The organism is Mesorhizobium sp. M1E.F.Ca.ET.045.02.1.1 (assembly GCF_003952485.1).
Classification (GTDB): domain Bacteria; phylum Pseudomonadota; class Alphaproteobacteria; order Rhizobiales; family Rhizobiaceae; genus Mesorhizobium.
On sequence record NZ_CP034447.1, the window covers coordinates 1,950,606 to 1,974,394 of the forward strand.

Below are 23,789 nucleotides of genomic sequence, written 5' to 3' on the forward strand. Positions count from 1 at the left end.
TGGGAGAAGGTGGATCGGCGCTTTAGCGCCGAGACGGATGAGGGGTGTTCCAGCGGAGTGAGGCGCTGGTGTTCCCTGGAGCACCCCTCATCCGTCGCCTTCTGCGACACCTTCTCCCACAAGGGGAGAAGGAGAAGGCACTATCGCCGCAACAGCTTCTCCAACTCCTCTGGACCCGTCACCGCCGGCAGGCACACCTGTCCGCTGCAGAACCAGGCGCCGGGCTTGTCCGTGGGCGGGAGCACGCCGCCGGGTAGAAGCGCTCGATTCGCTTCCGTACCGACCGGCACCACGATATCGACCCGGCGCGGGTCGGGATTTCGATTCGCGACCGGAACGAGCATTGAGGAATCTGCCTTGTCGATGATGACAAGCTTCAGCGGTTCGAGCGCCAGGGCGCAGGCGTTGACGATGCCCGCCTGGCCATAGGCCTGTTGCGCGGCGCGGCCCATGGCGTGCTCGGCGGTCGTCCAGGCTTTTTCCCAAAGATCGGGATCGCCGGTGAGGGAGGAGAGCCGCACCAGCGCTTCGACAACCTGGCTGGTGGCCGAGGGGATTGCCTCATCGACATCGCCGCGGATGCGGATCAGCACATCGCCGCTGTCGGATGCCGTCAGATAGTAGCCGGTCTTCTCGCTGTCCTGATGCCAGCGGTCGAGCTGATCGACGAATTGCCTGGCCTGCTCCGAATAGGCCGGATCGCTGGTTGCCTCGAACAGGGCGATCGCGGCATTGGTCATGGCGGCATAGTCGCTCGACAACGCCGGAAAGAGTTTTTTCGAGCCAAGCATTGAGTGCGGCAGGCGCCCGTGCTGGCCGGCCTCGACGATATGAGCGAAGGCCTTTGCCGCGGCCTCGATCCAATCAGCCCGTGCAAGCGAGCGCCCCGCTTCCGCGAGCGCCGCGATCATCAGGCCGTTCCAGTCGGTGAGCGCCTTGCCGTCGCGGCCTGGCCTGACGCGCTTTTCGCGGCGGGCAAGCAGTTTCGCTTTCAGGGGCGCAAGCCGCGCGCAGTCGGCTATGCCCAGGCGCTGCTGTTCCTCGGTCTGGCGGATGATCGGCTTGCCTTCCCAGCCATGCGGAGCGGCGAGTTCGAAATATCGGAAGAACAGAGCCGAATCGTCGACGAGCGCGGCTTCGATCTCCTCCTTGCTCCAGGTGTAGAAAAGCCCCTCCTCACCCTCGCTGTCGGCATCGAGGCTGGCGGCGAAGGCGCCGCCGTCGACCCGCATCTCGCGCAGCAGCCAGGCGACGGTCTCTTCGATTCGTATCCGGAACAAGTCATTGCCGGCAGCGGCAAAGGCCCAGTTGCACATGCGGATGAGCTGGGCGTTGTCGTAGAGCATCTTCTCGAAATGCGGCACCAGCCATTCGGCGTCAGTCGAATAGCGGCTGAGGCCGCCGCCGACGTGATCGTAGATGCCGCCGGCGAGCATCTTTTCCAGGCTGAGCAGCACGGCGTCGCGGTGCGCGGTCTGGCCGTCGCGCAGCCAGGACAGCCACAGGCTGTGCATGAAGGGCGCGTTAGGGAATTTCGGCGCGCCGCTTAAGCCCCCAAGATCGCGGTCGATCATGCCGCCGATGCGGTTGCCGAGATCGGCAAGCGTGTCGCGATCGAGCACCGCCTTGCCTTTCGCGCCGGCGAGCCGCTGCTCGACATGGGCCGTCAGCCCATCGGCGCTTTCGGCGAGGCTTTGCTGCTTTTCCCGCCAGGCCTTGTCGACGGCTTCCAGCACCTGGATAAAGCCCGGCCGCCCGTAGCGAGCCTCGCGCGGAAAATAGGTGCCGCCCCAGAAAGGTTTGCCGTCGGGCGTGAGAAACATGGTCAGCGGCCAGCCGCCCTGCTCGCCCATCGCATGGAGCGCCGCCATATAGATCTGATCGATGTCCGGGCGCTCCTCGCGATCGACCTTGATATTGACGAAGAGCCGGTTCATGACGGCGGCCACAGTGTCGTTCTCGAAGCTTTCATGCGCCATGACATGGCACCAGTGGCAGGCGGCGTAGCCGATGGAGAGCAGGATCGGCCGTCCTGATTCTTTGGCTTCGGCAAGCGCCGCCGGCGACCACGCCCGCCAATGCACAGGGTTGTCGCTGTGCTGCTGCAGATAGGGGCTGGCCTCTTCGGCAAGCATGTTTCGCGCGGGCAAGGTCACGATGGGCGGCTCGGCATGATGGGTTTACAAGGTAAAGGCTAGGGCGCTTCAGCAGGTCCGGCAAATGGTTTCCCAGATGACCTCGAAGGATTCAATCGTCGCGCTTTCGAGCGGCCGCTTGCCTGCGGGCATCGCCGTGATCCGCATTTCCGGTCCGCATACTCGATTCGTGGTCGAAACGATCGCCGGTCCTGTTAAGGATCGAGTTGCCATGTTGCGGAGCCTTAAAGCGGCCGACGCTTCGGTCATCGATCACGGCCTTGTCTTGTTCTTTCCTGGGCCTGGCAGTTTCACCGGTGAGGACGTGGCCGAGTTCCAGGTCCACGGCAGCCGCGCGGTGGCGGCGAAGATGCTGGAGACGATTACCGGCATCGAGGGCGTCAGGCACGCCGAACCCGGCGAATTCACCCGGCGCGCCTTTCTTAACGGCAAGCTCGACCTGGTCGAGACCGAGGCGCTGGCCGATCTCGTCAATGCCGAGACGGAGGCGCAGCGGCGTTTTGCCCTGCGCAATGCGGATGGAGCGCAAAGCGAAGTCTATTCGAGCTGGCGCCGCCGGCTGATCCATGCGCGGGCGATGATCGAAGCCGAGATCGACTTCGCCGACGAAGAGGATGTTCCCGGCTCTGTTTCGGAGGCGGTGTGGTCCGACGTGGCGAAGATGATCGATGAGGTCGGGCGTCACATCCAAGGGTTCAAGGCAGCGGAGATCATTCGCGACGGCTTTGAGGTCGTCATCCTCGGCGCGCCGAATGCCGGCAAGTCCAGCCTGTTCAACGCGCTGGCCCGGCGCGAGGCGGCGATCGTCACCGACGAGCCGGGCACCACGCGCGACCTGCTCGAGGTGGTGCTCGATCTCAACGGGATGCGAGTGCGGATTGTCGACACGGCCGGCCTGCGCGAGAGGGCCGGCAAGGTGGAGACGATCGGCATCGAAAGGGCGCGCGCCAAGGCCGGTGGGGCCGACCTCGTCCTGCTGTTGGAGGACATTGTGGATCCGCAGCCGGTGGGCGCGGTCCCGACAGGGGTTCCATTGCTGAAGATCGGGACGAAGGCCGATCTCAAGCACGCAAGCGAGGGTGCCTATGATTGGGTCATCTCGTCCAAGGACGGCACCGGACTTTCCGGGCTGCTGGATGAAATCGGCCGCCGCGCTGCGTTGGCGATCGGAGACGCGGGCGACGTCCTGCCTTCGAGGCTCCGTCATGTCGAGCTTTTGAAAGAGGCGAAGGAATTTCTCGCCGCGGCCCTGGCGGGACAAAGCCAAGAGCTGCGCGCCGAGGAATTGCGGCTGGCCACGGATCGGCTCGGGCGGATCGTCGGCGTGGTCGATGTCGAGGACATGCTCGACGTGATCTTCTCGCAGTTCTGCATCGGCAAGTGATTCACGTGAAACACGGAGGCGTTGCGCGGGTGCGATGAGTCACGTGAAACAGGTCGGGGCTGCGGATGTGGGCGTGAACGCCGCGTTCCTTCGAGCCCCCCTCTGCTCTGCCGGGCATCTCCCCCACAAGGGGGAGATCGGATATCGCCGCGGCTTTCGCTAGTCCCCAACGGCGCAGGAATGAGTGGAGCGCCAAGGCTGCCAATCTCCCCCCTTGTGGGGAGATGGCCGGCAGGCCAGAGGGGGGCGCTGTCCCGCCGGCTTCTCAAAGTTCCCCGCCGGGATGGCAATGCTCGCCATTCATTGTTTCACGTGAAACGAGTTCGCCTTGACACCGACCCGTCGTCGGGGACATGTGTCGGTCGATCTCTGAAAGCGGATTCTTGAAATGACCGATCACTATGATGTGGTGGTGGTGGGCGGCGGCCATGCCGGATGCGAAGCGGCAAGTGCTGCCGCGCGCGCCGGCGCCAGCACCGCGCTGGTGACGCTGCGTTTCGACACGATCGGCGTCATGTCGTGCAACCCGGCGATCGGCGGTCTGGGAAAAGGGCATCTCGTACGCGAGATCGACGCCATGGACGGATTGATGGGCCGCATGGCCGACGCCGCCGGCATCCAGTTCCGTTTGCTCAACCGCCGCAAGGGCCCGGCCGTACGCGGCCCCCGCACCCAAGCCGACCGCAAGCTCTACTGCCTCGCCATGCAGGCCGCGATCAGCGAGCAGGCTAATCTCGATGTGATCGAGGGAGAGGTTCTGGATCTCGAGATCGAAGACGGGCGGGTCGCGGCTGTGCTGGTTTCCGGCGGTCGCCGCCTTGCCTGCGGCGCCGTGGTGCTGACCACCGGCACGTTCCTGCGCGGGCTGATCCATATCGGCGAGAAGAAGATCGTCGCCGGCCGCATGAACGAACAGGCAAGCCACGGGCTGTCGGCCACCATGGCTCGTGCCGGTTTCAAGCTCGGCCGCTTGAAGACCGGGACGCCCCCTCGCCTCGATGGCCGCACGATCGACTGGGCTTCGCTGGAAAGTCAGGCGGCGGACGAGGATCCGGTGCCGTTCTCGCTGATGACTGACCGGATCGCGAACCCGCAGATCCATTGCGGCATCACCCGCACCACAGCGGCGACGCATGAGTTGATTCGCCTCAATTTGAAGCGGTCAGCGATGTATTCCGGCTCGATCGAAGGTGTGGGGCCGCGCTATTGCCCTTCGATCGAGGACAAGATCGTCAAGTTCGGCGACCGTGAAGGCCACCAGATTTTCCTCGAGCCGGAAGGGCTCGACGACGACACCGTCTATCCGAACGGCATCTCGACCTCGCTGCCGGAAGACGTGCAGCTCGACATTCTGAAGACGATCCCCGGGCTGGAAAAGGCGACGATGCTGCAGCCGGGCTATGCCATCGAATATGACCATGTCGATCCGCGCGAGTTGGCAACCACCTTGGAGACGAAGCGCGTCGCGGGCCTGTTCCTGGCCGGGCAGATCAATGGCACGACCGGCTATGAAGAGGCAGGCGCGCAAGGTTTGCTCGCCGGCATCAACGCGGCGCGCAAGGCATCGGCGAGCGACCAAATCGTGCTCAGCCGCACCGAGGCCTATATCGGCGTGATGGTCGACGACCTCACCAGCCGCGGCATCGCCGAGCCTTATCGGATGTTCACCTCGCGGGCGGAGTTCCGGCTTTCGCTGCGCGCCGACAATGCCGACGAGCGGCTGACGCCGCTGGCTGACCGGCTCGGGATCGCCTCGTCGGAGCGCATGCGGCGGTTCGATGATTTTGCCGGCAGGCTCGACCAAGCCCGCGCGCTGGCAAAGTCGATCACCTTGACGCCGAATGAAGCCGCGCGGCATGGCCTGGAGATCAACAAGGATGGCGTGCGCCGCTCGGCCTATGAGCTGCTCGCGCATCCGGGCGTCGACATGGCTTGGCTGGCCCGTGTCGAACCCCGCTTCGCCGCGCTTGACGCCAAGACCGCGGAGCGGCTCGAGACGGAAGCAAAGTATTCCGTCTATCTCGACCGGCAGCAGGCCGACGTCGCGCAAATAAGGCATGAAGAGTCGCGGCTCATTCCCGAGAGCATCGACTTCTCGGATGTGCCGGGCCTTTCCAACGAGCTGAAGCAGAAGATGAAGACGCGCCAGCCGCGCTCGGTCGCGGATGCGCAGCGCATGGAAGGCATGACGCCGGCGGCGCTCGCCATCATTGTCGCTCACGTCCGCAATGCCGAGCTCGCCGCGCGAAGGGACGTGGCGTGAGCGCCGATGACTTGGGCGCCAGTGCCTGGGCGGACCTGCAGAAAGCGGCGGGTCCGGTTTCACGTGAAACATTCGAGCGCCTGCAGGCCTTCGAACAGCTTTTCCTGAAATGGAACCGGAGCATCAATCTGGCGGCGCCGTCGACGTTGGACGACGTCTGGCGCCGGCACATCCTGGACAGCGCCCAGCTTGCCCGAATCGCTCCCGCCGCAATTCGCTGGGTCGACCTCGGCTCGGGTGGCGGCTTTCCCGGGCTGGTGCTCGGCTTCCTGCTGGCAGAGCGTCCAGGCGCCTCGATCGATCTGGTCGAGAGCAATCGCAAGAAAGCGTCCTTCCTGCAGTCGGTCATCGGCCAGTTCGATCTGCCGGCGCGTGTTCTGGCACGGCGCATCGATGACAGCTATCCATTTGTTTCCACGCCGGAAATCGTCACGGCACGCGCCTTGGCCGCGCTTCCGGATCTGCTCGATTTGTCCGCGCCCTGGCTGTCCAAAGGGGCGCGCGCGCTTTTTCACAAAGGCCGGGATTACCGGGCCGAAGTGGAAGAAAGCACTCACCGCTGGGCCTTCGATCTGGTAGAACATCCAAGCATGACCGACCCTCACGGCATCATCCTGGAAATCACCGATCTGCGTCCGGCGACCCCGCAATGAATTACTGGCATAAACCCATGAAAACTGGTCCGCGCATCATTACCGTCGCCAACCAAAAGGGCGGCGTCGGCAAGACCACTACGGCCATCAACCTGGCCACAGCGCTGGCCGCGATCGGCGAGCAGGTGCTGATCGTCGACCTCGATCCGCAGGGCAATGCCAGCACCGGGCTCGGTATCGACCGCAAGGACCGCACGGTCTCGTCCTACGACGTGCTGACCGGGGAGCTGGAGCTGGAGGCGGCAGCGGTGCCGACGGCGGTGCCGGGCTTGTCCATCGTTCCCTCGACGCTCGACCTGCTCGGCATCGAAATGGAGATCGCCTCGGCACCCGACCGCGTGCTCAGGCTGCGCAATGCGCTGCGCACCGCGGCCGAGCGCTCGGCGCCGTTCGGCTATGTGCTGATCGACTGTCCGCCTTCGCTCAATCTTTTGACCTTGAATTCAATGGCGGCGGCCGATTCGGTTCTCGTGCCGCTGCAATGCGAATTCTTCGCGCTGGAAGGTCTCAGCCAATTGCTCGAGACGGTCGAGCAGGTGCGCGGCGCCATCAACCCGGATCTCACCATCCAGGGCATCGTGCTCACCATGTATGACGGCCGCAACAACCTCGCCAACCAGGTGGTGCAGGATGTGCGCACGCATATGGGCGACAAGGTCTACGAGACCATCATCCCGCGCAATGTGCGCGTTTCCGAAGCGCCCTCCTACGGCAAGCCGGCGATCCTCTACGATCTCAAATGCTCCGGCAGCCAGGCCTATCTGCAGCTTGCTTCCGAAGTGATCCGCCGCGAGCGCAAGCTGCGCGCGGCCTGAGCGGCGCAACCAGCCATCCCCGTTAGGCAAATAGCCGATTCGATTCCGAAACGACCTGGACAGAATAATGAGCGAAGACCAATCAAGAAAAAGACTGGGCCGTGGCCTCGCGGCGCTGATCGGCGAGATCGACCGTCCGGCGGCACCCGAAAAGCCGAGCCCGGCGGCGGACGGCAAGGTGCCGATCGAGTTCGTCAGCCCGAACCCGAAGAACCCGCGCCGGCATTTCGGCGATGCCGAGCTCACCGATCTCGCGCAATCGATCCGCGAACATGGCGTGGTGCAGCCGGTGGTGGCGCGGCCCTCGCCGTCGCAGCCCGGCCGCTACGAGATCATCGCTGGCGAGCGGCGCTGGCGGGCGGCGCAGCGCGCCGGCCTCACCGAGATCCCGCTCATCGTGCGCGACGTCAACGACCGCACGGCGCTGGAGCTGGCGATCATCGAGAACGTGCAGCGCGCCGACCTCAATCCGGTCGAGGAGGCGCAAGGCTATCAGCAGCTGATCGACGAGCACGGCTACACGCAGGCCGATCTCGGCCAGGTGATCGGCAAGAGCCGCAGCCATGTCGCCAACACGCTGAGGCTTTTGAAGCTGCCCAATGTCATCCGCGACATGCTGGTCGACGGCGATTTGTCGGCCGGCCATGCCCGCACGCTGGTGACGGCCGAGGATCCGGCAGGGCTCGCCAAGCGCATCGTCAAGGAAGGGCTTTCCGTGCGCCAGGCCGAAGCGCTGGCGCAGATGCCCGCCGGCCCGACGCCGGCCAAGGTGAAGTCAGCGCCGAGCACGCCGGAGAAAGATCCCGACACGCTGGCGCTGGAGAAGCTGATGACCGACACGATCGGCATGATCGTGACCATCGAGCACAAGAGCCGAGGCGGCACGCTCAGGGTCAACTATCGCACGCTGGACCAGCTAGACGAGCTCTGCCGGCGATTGAAGGACGAGCGGTAGGGCGTTGAGGCGCAATGGTATTTTGCCGGCTAATGAAGTTTCGATTTAAGGCTGGATACGCCTGATATATTGGTGATAGCTGAGATAGGGCTGGCCGTTGGGTCGGCCTTTTCTTTGCAGTGATTGGCGAAAGAGCCGAAGCTGCAAATCTCCCCCCTTGAGGGGGAGATGGCCGGCAGGCCAGAGGGGGTTGTCTCACATCAAGCGCCGGCGTGCCTTGCCGGGCGAAGAAGAGGTCGGCGCTCCACGCGCGGCGACCCCCTCTGTCGCCTTCGGCGACATCTCCCCCTCGAGGGGGGAGATCATCCGCGCTGCCCCAGTCTCGCGCTCTCCACCGCGATGCCGAGCAATGCCTGGCGGGCCAGCGCCTCCGATAAATCCGGCCGTTTGCGCGTCTGCAGCACCGCTGTCTGCAAGCGGTTCAGCGCGCGGCCGAGCGCCTCGACATTCCAGCGCTCCAACGTCTTCTCCACCAGCTTGCGGCGCGAGAAGAAGACCGGCGGTCGGGCGCCCGCCACGACCGACGCGGCGTTTCGGCCGCCGGATTCCATCTGGCCGCGCATGACCTGGATCGCCTGCAAATGCCGCATCGCCGAGGACAGCACCAGGAACGGGTGGCCGCCCGACTGGCAGTGGCGGGTAAAGGCCACATCGAAATCGCCGACCTTGCCGTCGAGCATGGCGTCGATCGCATCGTCGAAGGAGGCGCCGGAGACGTCGCCCGACATGGCGCTCACGTCGTCGAGGGTGATTTCCTTCTGGCCGTGGGCGTAGAGCACCAGCTTCTCGATCTCGCCGCGCGAGGCCAGGCGGTCGCCGCCGAGATTGCGGCGCAGCGCCTGGCGGGCGTCCAGCGTCATCGTCATGCCGGCCTTGCGCAGCTCGTCGTCGATGACGGTGTCGAGGTCGCGGGCCTCGTCGGCATAGCACGGCAAGGCGATGGCGTTGGCGGCGGCCTCGACAATGGCTCGCAAGCCGGTGCCCTTCTTCAGGTCGCCGGCTTCGATGAGGATGATCGCATCCCGCGCCGGTTCGGCCGTCAGCGCCTTGATGTCGTCGGCCAGCGCCTTCTGGCCGCTGGCATTGCGCACCCAAAGCAGCCGCCGGTCGGAGAACATCGGCACGGTGCGCGCCTCGTCGAGCAAACGGCCCTCGTCGCGGTCGACTTCCGCGCCATCGAGCTTGACCACCGAGAACGGATCGTCGAGCGGCAGGCCGGTCTTGGCGGCGAAGGTCTTCGCCCGCTCGGCCACCAGGCCGCGATCGGGACCGTAAAGCAGGACGATTGCCATGGCCGGATCCGGCTTCGCGAGCCACGAATCGACCTCGTATCCCTTCTTCTGTGCCATGCGGGGTGAGTTAGCATGGCGATGAGTTGGGGTGAACCAGAGATCGGCGCCGGCGTCCTCACCTTCTCCCCCTCGTGGGAGAAGGTGTCGCCGCAGGCGACGGATGAGGGATGCTCCAGGGAACACCAGCGCCTCACTCCGCTGGAACATCCCTCATCCGTCTCGGCGCTATCGCGCCGATCCACCTTCTCCCACAAGGGGAGAAGGGAAAGTGGCGCTGGTGCCCGCGCCAACGCATGCCACCAATTGTCTTATCTGACTTAAAAGGCGCAAGAGTCTTCCGCCAAATTGCGCGGCGGGCGAAAACATCGACAAGAAATTTCGCCGCCATATCTGCATCTTGTCGGCCATGTGCCGCATCGGCTCCAGGGGCCGATGGCCGGGAGGACGGCCGCCATTTCGCCCGATGAATTGGCGGCGCGGATGTGCAAATATCGCACCGGCAACATTGGAGGACGTGAGCTCATGGCCGATGCTGGAATGTTGCGTTTTCATGTGCCCGAGCCCGAGGTCCGGCCCGGCGGGACGCCTGATTTCTCGAATGTGACCATTCCCAAGGCAGGCTCGGTGCCGCGCCCGGAGATCGACGTCGATCCGCGCACGATCCGCGACATGGCTTTCTCGATCATCCGGGTGCTCAACCGCGCGGGCGAGGCCGTCGGCCCATGGGCCGGGCTGCTCACCGACGAGGAGCTTCTGCAAGGCTTGCGCCACATGATGACGCTCAGGACTTTCGACGCGCGCATGCAGATGGCGCAGCGCCAGGGCAAGACCTCCTTCTACATGCAGCATCTCGGCGAGGAGGCGGTGAGCTGCGCCTTTCGCAAGGCGCTGCAGCCCGGCGACATGAATTTCCCGACTTATCGACAGGCAGGTTTGCTGATCGCCGACGGCTACCCGATGGTCATGATGATGAACCAGATCTATTCCAACGAGGCCGATCCGCTGAAGGGCCGGCAGCTGCCGATCATGTATTCGTCGAAGGAGCACGGCTTCTTCTCGATCTCCGGCAATCTGGCGACGCAGTACATCCAGGCGGTCGGCTGGGCGATGGCCTCGGCGATCTCCAAGGATTCGCGCATCGCCGCGGCCTGGATCGGCGACGGCTCGACGGCGGAATCCGATTTCCACGCGGCGCTGGTGTTCGCCTCCACCTATAAGGCGCCGGTCGTGCTCAACGTGGTCAACAATCAGTGGGCGATCTCGACCTTCCAGGGAATCGCCCGCGGCGGCTCCGGCACCTTCGCCGCGCGCGGCCTCGGCTTCGGCATCCCCGCGCTGCGCGTCGACGGCAATGACTATCTCGCCGTGCATGCGGTGGCCAAATGGGCGATCGAGCGGGCGCGGCGCAATCTCGGGCCGACGCTGGTCGAATACGTCACCTACCGCGTCGGCGCGCATTCGAGCTCGGACGATCCGTCCGCCTACCGGCCCAAGGCGGAGTCCGATGCCTGGCCGCTCGGCGATCCGGTCGTCAGGCTGAAGAACCATCTCATCCACAAGGGCGTCTGGTCGGAGGATCGTCACACCCAGGCGGAAGCCGAAATCCTCGCGACGGTGATCGCGGCGCAGAAGGAGGCCGAAAGCCACGGCACGCTGCATGCCGGCGGCAAGCCGTCGACGCGCGACATGTTCGAAGGCGTCTATGCCGAAATGCCGCCGCATCTCAGGCGCCAACGCCAGCAGGCAGGGGTCTGACCATGCCAAGACGGACCATGATCGAGGCGATCCGCGACGCCATGGACGTATCGATGGGGCGCGACGAGCGCGTCGTCGTGTTCGGTGAGGATGTCGGCTTCTTCGGCGGCGTCTTCCGCTGCACCCAGGGCCTGCAGGCCAAATACGGCAAGAGCCGCTGCTTCGATGCGCCGATCAGCGAATCCGGCATCGTCGGCGCGGCGATCGGCATGGCCGCTTATGGGCTGAAACCCTGCGTCGAGGTGCAGTTCGCCGATTATGTTTATCCGGCTTATGATCAGATCGTGTCGGAGGCAGCGCGGCTGCGCTACCGCTCGAACGGCGATTTCACCTGCCCGATCGTGGTGCGCATGCCGACCGGCGGCGGCATTTTCGGCGGCCAGACGCACAGCCAGAGCCCGGAAGCCCTGTTCACGCATGTGTCCGGCCTGAAGACGGTGGTGCCGTCCAACCCGCACGACGCCAAGGGGCTTTTGATCGCGGCAATCGAAGACCCGGACCCGGTGATCTTCCTCGAGCCGAAGCGGCTCTATAACGGCCCCTTCGACGGCCATCACGACCGGCCGGTGACGTCCTGGTCGAAGCATGAGCTCGGCGAGGTCGCCGACGGTCATTACACGATTCCGCTCGGCAAGGCGGCGATCCGCAGGCAGGGTTCGGCGGTCACCGTGCTCGCCTATGGCACCATGGTCTATGTCGCCGAGGCCGCGGCTGCGGAAACCGGCATCGACGCCGAAATCATCGACCTCAGGACGCTTTTGCCGCTCGACCTCGACACGATCGTCGCCTCGGTGAAGAAGACCGGGCGCTGCGTCGTCGTGCATGAGGCGACGCTCACCTCCGGTTTCGGCGCCGAGCTCGTCTCGCTGGTGCAGGAAAACTGCTTCTACCATCTGGAGGCCCCGGTGGCGCGGGTCGCCGGCTGGGATACGCCCTACCCGCATGCGCAGGAGTGGGAGTATTTCCCCGGCCCCGCGCGGGTCGGGCGCGCGCTCGTCGAGACGATTGAAGCTTGAAGAAGGGGGAAGCCTGAGGATGGGCGAATATGTGATCAAGCTTCCCGATGTCGGCGAAGGCGTCGCCGAGGCTGAGCTTGTCGAATGGCACGTCAAGATCGGCGACCTCGTGCGCGAGGATGCGGTCCTGGCCGCCGTCATGACCGACAAGGCCACCGTCGAGATCCCGTCGCCGGTCGATGGCGAGATCCTGTGGCTCGGCGCGGAGATCGGAGACACGGTCGCGATCGGCTCACCGATCGTGCGGCTGAAGGTTGCCGGCGAAGGCAATGTGAAGGCGGACAGCACCGCTAAGGCCGCGCCGAAGGCGCCGGCCAAGCCGGCCGAGGTGAAGGCCGAACCGGTCCCGAGCGCTCCGAAATCGGCGCCGAAGCCGGTGGAGCCGCCAGCGAGGGTGCCGCCTCCGGTCGTCGCGCCGAAGGCACGTCCACCTTCGGTCCCGGGCGCGCCGCGCGCCGAAGGCGAAAAGCCGCTGGCCTCACCCGCTGTGCGCTTGCGCGCCAGGGAAGCCGGCATCGATCTGCGCCAGGTTCCGGGCAGCGGGCCGGCCGGGCGCATCGGCCATGAGGACATCGAGGCCTTCCTGGCGCGGGGTCCGCAGCTTGCCCGCGCAACCGGCCTTGCCCGCAAGGACGGCGTCGAGGACATCAAGATCGTCGGCCTGCGGCGCAAGATCGCCGAGAAGATGGCGCTCGCCAAATCGCGCATCCCGCACATCACCTATGTCGAGGAGATCGACGTCACGGCGCTCGAGGAGCTGCGCGCCACCCTCAACAAGGAGAAGCGACCCGCCAAGGGGACGGAGAGGCCGAAGCTGACGCTGTTGCCTTTCCTGATGCGGGCCATGGTCAAGGCGATCTCCGACCAGCCGAACCTCAACGCCTTGTTCGACGACGAGGCCGGCATCGTCCATCAGCATGAAGGCATCCATATCGGCATTGCCGCGCAGACGCCCAACGGCCTCGTGGTGCCGGTGGTCAAGCATGCCGAGGCGCGCGACCTCTGGGACTGCGCCGCCGAGGTCAACCGTCTCGCGGACGCGGCCAAGTCCGGCACGGCAACGCGTGACGAGCTTTCCGGCTCGACCATCACCATCACCTCGCTCGGCGCCATGGGCGGCGTGGCGACGACGCCCGTCATCAACTATCCGGAAGTGGCGATCGTCGGCGTCAACAAGATGATGGTGCGGCCGGTGTGGGACGGCACGCAATTCATTCCCCGCAAGATGATGAACCTGTCGTCCAGCTTCGACCATCGCGTCATCGACGGCTGGGACGCCGCGGTGTTCGTGCAGCGCATCAAGACGCTGCTGGAAACGCCGGCGCTGATTTTCGTGGATTGAGGGGATGAGGTCGATCTTGAACGGCGCGGCGCCGGAATGTGGGCTCCCCCTTCTCCCCTTGTGGGAGAAGGTGTCGCCGAAGGCGACGGATGAGGGGTGCTCCAGGGAGAGCCAGCGTCTCACTCGGCTGGAACACCCCTCATCCGTCTCGGCGCTAACGCGCCGATCCACCTTCTCCCACAAGGGGAGAAGGAAAAGGCGCGCCGCCGCCCTCGCCGCAAAAAGGATGCAGCTGTCATGAAAGAGATCTCCTGCAAGCTGCTCGTCATCGGCGCCGGTCCCGGCGGCTATGTCTGCGCCATCCGCGCCGGCCAGCTCGGCGTCGACACGGTGATCGTCGAGGTCGGCAAGCCGGGCGGCACCTGCCTCAATGTCGGCTGCATCCCGTCCAAGGCGCTCATCCATGCCGCGGAGGAGTTCGACAAGGTCGCGCATATGGCCGGCGGCAAGGATCCGCTTGGCATCAAGGTCGGCGCGCCGACACTCGATCTGACCAGGACGGTCTTCTGGAAGGACGGTATTGTTAGCCGGCTGAACAGCGGGGTCGCCGGACTGCTCAAGAAGGCAGGGGTCAAGACAGTGCATGGCTGGGCGACGTTCCGCGACGGCAAGACCGTCGAGGTCGAGACCGAGACCGGAAGCCAGGTGATCCGCGCCGAGACGGTGGTGATCGCCACCGGCTCGGCGCCGGTCGAATTGCCGTTCCTGCCTTTCGGCGGCCCGGTGATCTCGTCGACCGAGGCGCTGGCGCTGAGCGAAGTGCCGAAGAAGCTCGCCGTCGTCGGCGGTGGCTATATCGGGCTGGAGCTTGGCATGGCGTTCGCCAAGATGGGCGCCAAGGTGACCGTGGTCGAAGCCCTGCCGCGCGTGCTTGCGCAATATGATGCAGAATTGACCCGGCCGGTGCTGAAGCGGCTCAGCGAGCTCGGCGTCGAAGTGATGACGGGCGCCAAGGCCAAGGGGCTGTCGACCCAGGGGCAGATGGGCAAGGGCGATGCGTTGCTGGTCGAGACGGCCGACGGCAAGAACGCCAAGGTCGCCGCCGACAGGATCCTGGTCACGGTCGGCCGCAAGCCGCTGACCGAAGGCTGGGGGCTGGAGCAGATCGACCTCGACAGGTCGGGAAAATTCATCCGCATCGACGATCAGTGCCGTACTTCGATGCGCGGCATCCATGCCATCGGCGACGTCACCGGCGAGCCGATGCTGGCGCATCGCGCGATGGCGCAGGGCGAGATGGTGGCCGAGATCGTGGCCGGCCACAAACGGAGCTGGGACAAGCGCGCGATCCCGGCGATCTGCTTCACCGATCCGGAACTGGTCACCGCCGGCCTGTCACCGGAGGAGGCGAAAGCGTTGGGCGGCGAGATCAAGATCGGTCAGTTTCCCTTTGCCGCCAACGGCCGCGCCATGACCAGGCAAGGCGAAGACGGCTTTGTGCGGGTTGTGGCTCGCGCGGACAATCATCTGGTGCTGGGCATCCAGGCGGTCGGGCAAGGCGTTTCGGAACTGTCGGCCGCGTTCGGCCTGGCGCTCGAAATGGGCGCGCGGCTGGAGGATATCGCAGGCACCATCCATGCGCATCCGACGCAAGGGGAAGGTTTCCAGGAAGCGGCGCTGAAGGCGCTGGGCCACGCGCTGCATATCTAAAGCTCCCCCTTCTCCCCTTGTGAGAGAAGGTGTCGCCGAAGGCGACGGATGAGGGGTGATCCAGGGAATACCGGCGTCTCACTCCGCTGGAGCACCCCTCATCCGTCTCGGCGCTGCGCGCCGATCCACCGCCCGGGGGCGAGCCACGGGTCTCGCCCCGTCCTTCGGACCCCACAAGGGGAGAAGGAGAGGATTCAGCTCGCCAGCCGGCTCACCATCTCGTGCTGCGCGTAGGCGCCGCCGAAGCGGTTGGCGAGGAAGGCGTCGAGGGCGATGTCTTCCTGGCGGACGAAGCCTTTCGCCGGCAGGCTGCCGTCGGCCAGCATGTCGAGCACGGCGCAGATGCCGGAAGCGGTGGTGATCTGGATGGCGCTGCGCACGACATTGCCGACGCGGTGCGAATAGATCTTGTTGGCGTAGGTCTCCTGCAGCAGGCGCCCGTTCCTGCGGCCCGAGACGGTGACGAAGACGATGACCACGTCCTGCAGCGTCGCCGGCAGGGCGCTTTCGAAAATGTCCTTCAGCACGTCGCGGCGGTGGCGCAGCCCAAGATCGTTGAGCAGCGCCTTCATGATCGCGGCATGGCCGGGGTAGCGGATGGTGCGGTAGTTCAGCGTGCGCACCTTGCCCTTCAGCGTCTCGGCCAGAGTGCCGAGACCACCGGAGGTGTTGAAGGCCTCATAGGTGACGCCGTCGAGCGAGAACTCCTCGCGCTCCTCCAGCGGCGGCACCTCGATCAGCTCGCCTTCGACGATCGCCTCGCAAGGCTCGCAATATTCGTTGATGACGCCGTCGGTGCTCCAGGTGAGGTTGTAGTTCAGCGCGTTCGACGGGTATTGCGGCAGCGCGCCGACGCGCATGCGCACGCTTTCCAGCGTGTCGAAGCGGCTGGCGAGGTCGTTGGCGACGATCGAGATGAAGCCCGGCGCCAGGCCGCATTGCGGGATGAAGGCGCTCCTGGCGTCACGCGCCAGCTCCTTCACCCGGCGGGTCGAGACGACGTCCTCGGTGAGGTCGAGATAATGGACGCCGGTGGCGGCGGCTGCTTCCGCGATGCGCGCGGTGAGGTGGAAGGGCGCGGCGCTCAGCACGGCGAACTTGCCGGCAAGGACTTTCTCCAGCGCGCCGTCTGCGGCGATGTCGAGCTCCTGCGTCGCGACGCCGGCCGGCAATTCGGCCGCGGCAAGCTGGTCGGCCGAGCGGTCGACGAGCGTGACGCGATAGGCGCCCGTGGCGCTAAGCATTTCGGCGATGGTCGAGCCGATCTTGCCGGCGCCGACGACAACGATGTTCTTCATGATCAATTACCCCTGCCAATTCGAGTTGGTCGAGATCATCGCAACTCGCCTGTCGAAAGGAAGCGTGAAATCTGGCAAAGTGAAACCAGACTTTAAGCGATCCGCCGAAGGAATTCGTCACAATGCTCAGCCAAGCCGAACAGGCCCTGCTCACCTTGCTGCGCGCCAACGCGCGCGCCTCGACCGCCGAGCTGGCGCGGCAGCTCGGCGTATCGCGCACGACGGTGCAGAGCCGGATCGAACGGTTGGAGCGACGCGGCATCATCACCGGCTACGGTGTGCGGCTGGCGCCCGACTATGAGCAGGGGCTGGTCAAGGCGCATGTGCTGCTCACCGTCACGCCCAAGCTCGCCGACAAGGTGGTGCGCAGCCTCGAGGCGATGCCCCCGGTCAGGACGGTGCATTCGGTGAGCGGCAATTTCGACATGATCGTCATCGTCGACGCGCCGTCGATCCGTGATCTCGACGCGCTGCTCGACCGGATAGGGGCGATGGATGGGGTCGAGCGGACGTCGTCGTCGATTATTCTGTCGACGCGGGTGGATCGGTGAGATCGGCGAGATGCTGGCGGGACAGCGCCCCCCTCTGGCCTGCCGGCCATCTCCCCCTCAAGGGGGGAGATTGGATGTCACGCGGGATTTCGCCAATCGCCAACGTTGTAGGAAGGGCGAGGCGACGAAGCTGTCAATCTCCCCCCTTGAGGGGGAGATGCCCGGCAGGGCAGAGGGGGGTATCGTAGAGCGCTGGCGTTTCCTCTTTCATACCTAGGGGCCTACGCCCTCCCTCTCTCCGGCCCATTGTCCAACCACGCCACATCCTCCGCCGTCAGTTCAATATCCAGCGCCTTGAGGCTGTCCTCCAGCTCGTCCAGCGTGCGGGGGCCGATCAAGGGCACCGACGGGAACGGCTGCGCCAGGACATAAGCCAACGCGACATGGATCGGGCTCTTGCCGAGCCGCTTGGCCAGTTCGATGGCGCGGTCGCGGCGGCCGAAGTTCTTTTCTGAATACCAGACCCGCACCAGCTCCTCGTTGTCGGTCCGGTCGCGGCCGGCGCGGTCGGTGAAGAAGCCGCGGCCCTGGCTCGACCAGGCGAAGTTCGGCATCTGCCGCGCCGTCAGCCAGGCTTTCCACGCATCGGTCGAGGAGGTGATGCAGCCGGCCCAGATCGGTTCCAGCATCTCGGCCAGGGAGAAGTTGTTGGAGAGCGCGCCGGGCTTCTGCTTGCCGGTGCGTTCGGCATAGGCGATCGCTTCATCCATGCGCTCCATCATCCAGTTCGAGCCGCCGAACAGGCCGCGGATGCGGCCGGCCTTCGCCTCCCGGTCCATGGCATCGACGAACTCGCCGACCGGCACGTCCGGATTGTCGCGATGCATGAAATAGATGTCGACATGGTCGGTCTGCAGCCGGTCGAGCGTCTGGGCGAGCTGCCTGGCGATCACATCGGGGTAGCAGAGCGGCGAATGCGCGCCCTTGGCGATGATCACCGACTGCTCGCGCACGCCGCGATTCCTCAGCCACTGGCCGAGCAGCGCTTCGGTGTAGCCGGCGCCGTAGACAAAGCCGGTGTCGAACAGGTTGCCGCCGGCCTCGAAATAGGCGTCGAGCAGGATCGATCCGGAGGAAAAGGTCCGGAAATCCTCGAAGCCGAGCGCCAGAAGCGAGGCCTGTCGCGGCAGACCCGGAATCGCGCGCTTGCCGATGGCGGTGCCGCTGGTGCGCAACGGCCGGCCGGCGATGGTGTTGATGCGTTTTGCCGGCTTTTCGATCTCGTATTCCAGCCCGACCGCGGCCCGCCATTTGTCGAGCACGCGCAGGGTCCCCAGGCTGTCGGCCCAAGACATGCCCGGCCAGGCGAATTCGTGGCGGCCGGCGAGGATCGCCTCGCCCGCGGCATCGACCTCGAAGGAATAAAGGTGGCGCTTTTCGTCGAGACTGATCGTCTCGCGCGTACCGCCGGACCGGACCACGTCGATCCGGCCCGGTCCGACATCGCGGTTGCCGCCGGCGAACCAGAAATTGGGCACCTCGATATGACCCTTGGTGCCGAAGATGCGCAGCACGTTGTCCTGGTTGAGCGAAATGCTGCAGGAGACCTCGGCGACGATGCCGCCGGGAAAGTGGAGCAATGCAGAGGCCCACTCGTCGACGCCGGACTGGCCGAGATGGGCGGCGCCCACGACCTTGTCCGGCTCGAGGAAGGGCTGACCCGCTGCGGCGCCTGCAATCAACCGCGCCATCGATACGGGATAGCCGCCGACATCGAGGATGCCGCCGCCGGCCAGCTCGTTGGCGTAGAGCCGGTGCTCGGGTAAGAAGCCTGGCATGGCGAAGCCGAAGCTCGACTTGATCATGCGGATGTCGCCGATGACGCCCGATTTGATCAGCTCGACCAATTGGAGTGTTTGCGGGTGCAGCCGGTACATGAAGGCTTCACCCAGAAAGGTGCCGGCCTTGCGCGCCGCATGCATCATGGCGTCGGCCTCGAAGGCGGTCAGCGCCAGCGGCTTCTCGCACAGCACATGTTTGCCGGCTTCGGCGGCCTTGATCGCCCATTCGGCGTGGCCGGGATGCGGTATCGAAATGTAGACGGCGTCGACGTTCTTGTCGGCAAGCAACGCGTCATAGCCATCGAGAATGCGCGTGCCGGGAAAGGCCTCTGCAAGCCCCGGCTTGCCGGGGTTGCGGGCGCCAAGAGCAACCAGCTCGCCGTTGCGCGACTGCGCCAGGCCGCCGGCAAAGGATTTTGCGATGCTGCCGGGTCCGAGGATGCCCCAGCGAATTTTTCCAGATGTCATGTCGAATTCTCCATGGGTCGCCGCCACGCCTGGCATGCCGGCAAAGAAAAACGGGTCAGCGGATCCTCGCGCCTGTCTTGTCGAAGAGCAGCGAGCGGTCCGCCTTGATCGATACGGTGAAATGGTCGCCGCTGGCGCGCTGGCGCGCGGCCTCGCGCTCGACGATCAGCTCCTCGGCCCCGGCATTGGCGTAGACGTAGCTCACCGAGCCCAGGTGCTCGGCGACATCGGCCTTGACCGGGATGTCGCAGTCGCCGTCGCCGGCCTCGAAGAAATGCTCCGGCCTGACGCCGAGCACGACCTCGGTGCCTACTGTCGGCAAAGCCTTGCAGAGCGCCTTGCGCAATCTGGCGCCGCCATGATGGGCGAGCTCGACCGTCGCGGCGCTGTTGGATGTCTCGACGACCTTGGCGCTGAGAAAATTCATTTTCGGCGAGCCGATGAAGCCGGCGACGAAACGGTTGGCCGGGTCGTCATAAAGGTCGAGCGGCGCGCCGATCTGTTCGACATTGCCACCTTTCAGCACAACGATGCGGTCGGCCAGCGTCATCGCCTCGGTCTGGTCGTGCGTCACATAGATCATGGTGACGCCAAGCTCCTTGTGCAGCCGCGAGATCTCGACCCGCATCTGGACCCTGAGCTCGGCGTCGAGGTTGCTCAGCGGCTCGTCGAACAAAAACACCTGCGGCTCGCGCACGATGGCGCGGCCGATGGCAACGCGCTGGCGCTGGCCGCCGGACAATTGCTTCGGCCGCCGCTGCATCAGCTCCTCGATGCACAGGATCTCGGCGGCACGCTTGACCCGACGGTCGGTGTCGGCCTTCGGGTTGCCGTTCATCCTCAGCCCGAAGCTCAAATTCTGCTCCACCGTCATGTGCGGATAGAGCGCGTAGGACTGGAACACCATGGCGATGCCGCGGTCGGCGGCCTCGACATCGTTCACCACCTTGCCGCCGATGGCGATCTTGCCGCCGCTGATGTCCTCCAGCCCGGCGATCATGCGCAGAAGCGTGGACTTGCCGCATCCCGACGGGCCGACGAAGACGACGAACTCGCCGTCGGCGATATCGATGTCGGCGCCATGGACGACCTCGAAGGTGCCGAAACGCTTGACGACATTGGTGAGTGTGACGGCGGCCATCTCGCTCCTATCCTACTTGACCGCGCCGGCGGCGATGCCGGCGATGAAATGGCGCTGCAGCAGCACGAAGACGATGAGCATCGGCACCGTCAGCATCACCGCGCCGGCCATCAAGCCGCCCCAGGAGACCTTGGTGAGGCCGATCAGCGTGCCGAGCGCCACCGGCGCCGTCATCGCGCCGGGCTGGCTGTTGATCAGCAGCGGCCAGAGATAATTGTTCCACGAGGCGAGGAAGAGGATGATGGCCAATGCCGCCAGCATCGGCCGCGCCAGCGGCAGCGCGACGAAGAGGAAGATGCGCCATTCCTTGACGCCCTCGACCCTGGCCGCGTCGAACAGTTCGGCCGGCATCATCGAAAAGGCCTGGCGCATGAAGAGCACGCCCAGCGAATTGAACAGCGGCGGCACGATCAGCGCGATCCAGGTGTTGGCGAGCTGGAAATCGCGCGCCACCATGATGAATTGCGGGATCAGCACCACCGCGTAGGGAAGCGTGATGGTGCCGAGGATGATCGCCACCACCAGCCGCTTGCCGAGGAACTCGTAGCGCGCCAGCGCCCAGCCGGCCATCGAGGTGAGCATCACCGACAGGAAGGTGTAGGTCACAGCAACGGAGACGGAGATTCCGATCGCGCCGATGAAATTGGTGTCGCGCTGCAGATTGTTGACATTGTCGAGGAAATTGTCGTGCGGCAGAAGCTCGATGCCGGGGCTGAAGATGCCGTAGTCGGGCATGGTGGAGAACACCACCATCATCCACAGCGGAAACAGCCAGACCAGCGCCAGCGGCGTCAGCACAAGATGCAGCAGAATGCTGCGTCCGAGCCGTCTTTGAGAGCGCGAGATCATTTCGGCTCCCCCCTCATTTCGGCTCCCCCGTCATTTCGGCTCCCCCGTCATTTCGGCTCCCCCGTCATTTCGGCTCCTTTGTCAGCCAGAGCTGCACCAAAGTGATCGCGATGGCGAGGCCCGCCATGGTGTAGGCGATGGCCGAGGCATAGCCGAAATTGAGCGAACGGAAGCCCTGCCGGTAAAGCAAGAGGCCAAGCGTCTCGGTGCCGCCGCCCGGTCCGCCGCGCTCGGTGATCAGGAAGGGTTCGGTGAAGAGCTGCATGGTGCCGATGATCGACAGCACGGCGCAGAAGACGATGACGGGCTTCAGCAGCGGCAAGGTGATGTGGAAGAACTGCTTCACCTTGCTGACGCGGTCGAGCGTCGCCGCCTCGTAGACGTCCTCCGGAATCGACTGCAGGCCGGCGAGAATGATGATGGCATTGTAGCCGGCCCAGCGCCATGTCACCGCGATCATGATCAGCGTCATGGCCGGCGTGACGTTGGAGAACCAGTCGACCTTGGGGATACCGACGCTGTTGAGCAGCTTGTTGATGATGCCGAAATCGAGGCTGAACATCAGCCGGAACACCGCCGAATAGGCCACCTCGCCGACCACGACCGGAGCGAAGAAGGCGAAGCGGTAGAGGCCGCGCGCCTTAAGCAGCGGCGAATTCAGAAGCACCGCCATGACGATCGCCAGCGAGATCATCACCGGCACCTGGATGACCAGGATCAGCAGCGTGTTCTTCAAGGCGTTGAAGAAGGCGGGATCGCCGATCAGGCGGCCCCAGTTGAAGGTCGGCGCGAAGCGCCACGGCACCGTGCGGGTCGCCTGGAAGGAGATCAGGAACGAGCTGATGATCGGCCAGATCCAGAAGATGGCGAAGATCAGCAGATAGGGCATGAGGAAGCGATACGCGGTGGCGTTGCGGTGGCGCATCGACTTCCTCCTTTCTCTGTCTTTCCCTTCTCCCCCTGTGGGAGAAGGTGGCCGCGAAGCGGCCGGATGAGGGGTGTTCCAGGGAACGCCAACGTCTCACTCCGCTGGAACACCCCTCATCCGTCTCGGCGCTACGCGCCGATCCACCTTCTCCCACAAGGGGAGAAGGAGAGCGGCGCCCCTCACTTCACCGGCAGGCCCGTCGCCGAGGCGATCTGGCTGGCGGCGTCGTCGAGCGCGGCTTTGGCATCCGCGTAGCCGCCGGCCAGGTATTTGGTCTGCACGGCGCGGACGATGATCTCGGCATCGCTCTGGAACTGCGTGCCGCGACTCGGCACGACCTTGGGCAGCGTGGCGAGGATGTCTTTCCACACGGCCTGGTCGCCCCAATAGGGCTGACCCTGCGCGACGTAAGGATCGTCGAGCGCCGAGATCAGCGACGGCACCAGGCCGAAATCCTTCAGCATGGTGATCTGGCCCTCATTCGTCTCGAGCGTGTATTTCAGGTAGGCGTAGGCCGCTTCCTTGTTCTTCGAAGACGAAGTGATGGCCAGCGAGGAGCCGCCGAGATTGGCGGCGCGCGGGCCGTCGGCGGTCAGGCTCGGCATCAGGTAGACGCCCCATTTGCCGCTTTCCTTCGGCGATTCGGTGCGGACCGTGCCTTCATACCAGCCGCCATAGACCTGGGTGGCGACTGTGCCGGCGGTGTTGTTGGTGATCTTGGTGCCCCAGTCGGCCGAGGACACGATGCCGGCGTCCTTCATCTCCTTGACCTTGGTCATGGCGTCGACGCATTTCGGCTGGTTGACCGTGATCGACTGGCCGTCCTCGGCGAAATAGGCGCAGCCCTGCTCGTTGGAGATCATGCGGAAGAATTCGGTGTCGCCGTTGAAATCGGCATTGGTCATGGTGACGCCGGGATTGGCGGCCTGGATCTTCTTGCCGGCGGCGATGAAATCGTCCCAGGTCTTGATCGAGGCGGGATCGACGCCGGCCTTCTCGTAGAAATCGCGGCGGTAGAAGACGGCGACCGGGCCGGAGTCCCACGGCATCGCATAGGCCTTGTCGCCGACCTCGAGCTCGGTGCGCTTGAAGTCGGGGAATTTCTTCTGGTCTTCCGCCGTGTAGCCCAGCGTGTGCAGGTCGACGAAGCAGTCCGGGAACTGGCTCCAGTAGTTCTCGGCCTCGCCGTTCTCGATCGAGACGATGTCGGGCAGGCCGACGCCGCCGGCGGCGCAGCCGGCGATCGACTTGTCATAGGTCGGCTGGTTGCCGAGGTCCTGAACCGTGACCTTGATGTCGGGGTATTTCTTGTTGAAGCCCTCGACCGTCGACTTCAGCGACGAAGCGGCGATGTTCCAGCTCCATATCGTCAGTTCGCCGGATTGCGCGAGGGCCGGGCCGGAGCCCAGGGCAAGCAAAAGCGTGGCGCAGGTCAGTGTGGTGCGCATTGAAATCCTCCCATTTCGTTTGCTCTCTCACCGTGAGCATGGGT

The 23,789-nt window shown here is 65.0% G+C and carries 18 protein-coding genes; 10 read left to right on the forward strand and 8 right to left on the reverse strand.

Annotated features, from left to right (window positions below; genetic code table 11):
* Positions 1–140: 140 nt before the first annotated feature.
* Positions 141–2,156, reverse strand: a complete 2,016-nt coding sequence (locus tag EJ070_RS09310) for a thioredoxin domain-containing protein (protein ID WP_126091084.1) — start codon at positions 2,154–2,156, stop codon at positions 141–143.
* A gap of 76 nt (positions 2,157–2,232) precedes the next feature.
* Between EJ070_RS09310 and mnmE the strand changes: the two genes are divergently transcribed.
* The 5 genes from mnmE to EJ070_RS09340 all read left to right on the forward strand — a co-directional run bounded on the left by mnmE (position 2,233) and on the right by EJ070_RS09340 (position 8,226).
* Positions 2,233–3,540 (forward strand): tRNA uridine-5-carboxymethylaminomethyl(34) synthesis GTPase MnmE, encoded by a 1,308-nt coding sequence (gene mnmE / locus EJ070_RS09315; protein ID WP_126095694.1) that lies wholly within the window; start codon positions 2,233–2,235, stop codon positions 3,538–3,540.
* Positions 3,541–3,928: 388 nt separating this feature from the next.
* Positions 3,929–5,803, forward strand: coding sequence for a tRNA uridine-5-carboxymethylaminomethyl(34) synthesis enzyme MnmG (mnmG, locus tag EJ070_RS09325; RefSeq protein ID WP_126091085.1), 1,875 nt, complete (start codon positions 3,929–3,931; stop codon positions 5,801–5,803).
* A gap of 11 nt (positions 5,804–5,814) precedes the next feature.
* Positions 5,815–6,456, forward strand: coding sequence for a 16S rRNA (guanine(527)-N(7))-methyltransferase RsmG (gene rsmG / locus EJ070_RS09330; RefSeq protein WP_126095695.1), 642 nt, complete (start codon positions 5,815–5,817; stop codon positions 6,454–6,456).
* Between the two features lie 17 nt (positions 6,457–6,473).
* Positions 6,474–7,271 (forward strand): ParA family protein, encoded by a 798-nt coding sequence (locus EJ070_RS09335; protein ID WP_126091086.1) that lies wholly within the window; start codon positions 6,474–6,476, stop codon positions 7,269–7,271.
* A gap of 67 nt (positions 7,272–7,338) precedes the next feature.
* Positions 7,339–8,226 carry a ParB/RepB/Spo0J family partition protein gene (locus tag EJ070_RS09340; protein WP_126091087.1) on the forward strand — a complete coding sequence of 296 codons (888 nt, stop codon included), beginning with the start codon at positions 7,339–7,341 and terminating at the stop codon, positions 8,224–8,226.
* 302 nt (positions 8,227–8,528) lie between these two features.
* On the opposite strand, the gene holA is transcribed toward EJ070_RS09340, so the two are convergent.
* Positions 8,529–9,575: a DNA polymerase III subunit delta gene (gene holA / locus EJ070_RS09345; RefSeq protein WP_126091088.1), complete on the reverse strand. Its 1,047-nt coding sequence runs from the start codon at positions 9,573–9,575 to the stop codon at positions 8,529–8,531.
* 465 nt (positions 9,576–10,040) lie between these two features.
* On the opposite strand from holA, the gene EJ070_RS09350 reads away from it, so the two are divergent.
* The 4 genes from EJ070_RS09350 (at position 10,041) to lpdA (ending at position 15,281) form a co-directional block, all read left to right on the forward strand.
* Entirely contained in the window at positions 10,041–11,273 is a 1,233-nt protein-coding gene (locus EJ070_RS09350) for a 3-methyl-2-oxobutanoate dehydrogenase (2-methylpropanoyl-transferring) subunit alpha (protein WP_126091089.1), read from the forward strand.
* 2 nt (positions 11,274–11,275) lie between these two features.
* A complete protein-coding gene (locus tag EJ070_RS09355) occupies positions 11,276–12,289 on the forward strand; it encodes an alpha-ketoacid dehydrogenase subunit beta (protein ID WP_126091090.1) in 1,014 nt (337 codons plus the stop codon).
* A gap of 19 nt (positions 12,290–12,308) precedes the next feature.
* A complete protein-coding gene (locus tag EJ070_RS09360) occupies positions 12,309–13,631 on the forward strand; it encodes a dihydrolipoamide acetyltransferase family protein (protein ID WP_126091091.1) in 1,323 nt (440 codons plus the stop codon).
* Positions 13,632–13,868: 237 nt separating this feature from the next.
* Entirely contained in the window at positions 13,869–15,281 is a 1,413-nt protein-coding gene (lpdA, locus tag EJ070_RS09365) for a dihydrolipoyl dehydrogenase (RefSeq protein WP_126091092.1), read from the forward strand.
* Between the two features lie 194 nt (positions 15,282–15,475).
* Here lpdA and EJ070_RS09370 read toward each other — a convergent pair whose 3' ends face one another.
* Complete coding sequence (locus EJ070_RS09370; protein ID WP_126091093.1) at positions 15,476–16,579, reverse strand: saccharopine dehydrogenase family protein; 1,104 nt, start codon at positions 16,577–16,579, stop codon at positions 15,476–15,478.
* Positions 16,580–16,701: 122 nt separating this feature from the next.
* Between EJ070_RS09370 and EJ070_RS09375 the strand changes: the two genes are divergently transcribed.
* Entirely contained in the window at positions 16,702–17,130 is a 429-nt protein-coding gene (locus EJ070_RS09375) for an Lrp/AsnC family transcriptional regulator (protein WP_126091094.1), read from the forward strand.
* A gap of 221 nt (positions 17,131–17,351) precedes the next feature.
* Here the strand turns inward: EJ070_RS09375 and EJ070_RS09385 are convergent, their stop codons facing one another.
* The 5 genes from EJ070_RS09385 to EJ070_RS09405 form a co-directional block, all read right to left on the reverse strand.
* Complete coding sequence (locus EJ070_RS09385) at positions 17,352–19,379, reverse strand: aldo/keto reductase (protein ID WP_126091096.1); 2,028 nt, start codon at positions 19,377–19,379, stop codon at positions 17,352–17,354.
* Positions 19,380–19,434: 55 nt separating this feature from the next.
* Entirely contained in the window at positions 19,435–20,520 is a 1,086-nt protein-coding gene (ugpC, locus tag EJ070_RS09390; protein ID WP_126091097.1) for a sn-glycerol-3-phosphate ABC transporter ATP-binding protein UgpC, read from the reverse strand.
* Positions 20,521–20,532: 12 nt separating this feature from the next.
* Entirely contained in the window at positions 20,533–21,369 is an 837-nt protein-coding gene (locus tag EJ070_RS09395) for a carbohydrate ABC transporter permease (protein WP_126091098.1), read from the reverse strand.
* Between the two features lie 64 nt (positions 21,370–21,433).
* Positions 21,434–22,294, reverse strand: a complete 861-nt coding sequence (locus EJ070_RS09400; protein ID WP_126091099.1) for a sugar ABC transporter permease — start codon at positions 22,292–22,294, stop codon at positions 21,434–21,436.
* Positions 22,295–22,476: 182 nt separating this feature from the next.
* Positions 22,477–23,745, reverse strand: coding sequence for an ABC transporter substrate-binding protein (locus EJ070_RS09405; protein ID WP_126091100.1), 1,269 nt, complete (start codon positions 23,743–23,745; stop codon positions 22,477–22,479).
* Positions 23,746–23,789 lie beyond the last annotated feature (44 nt).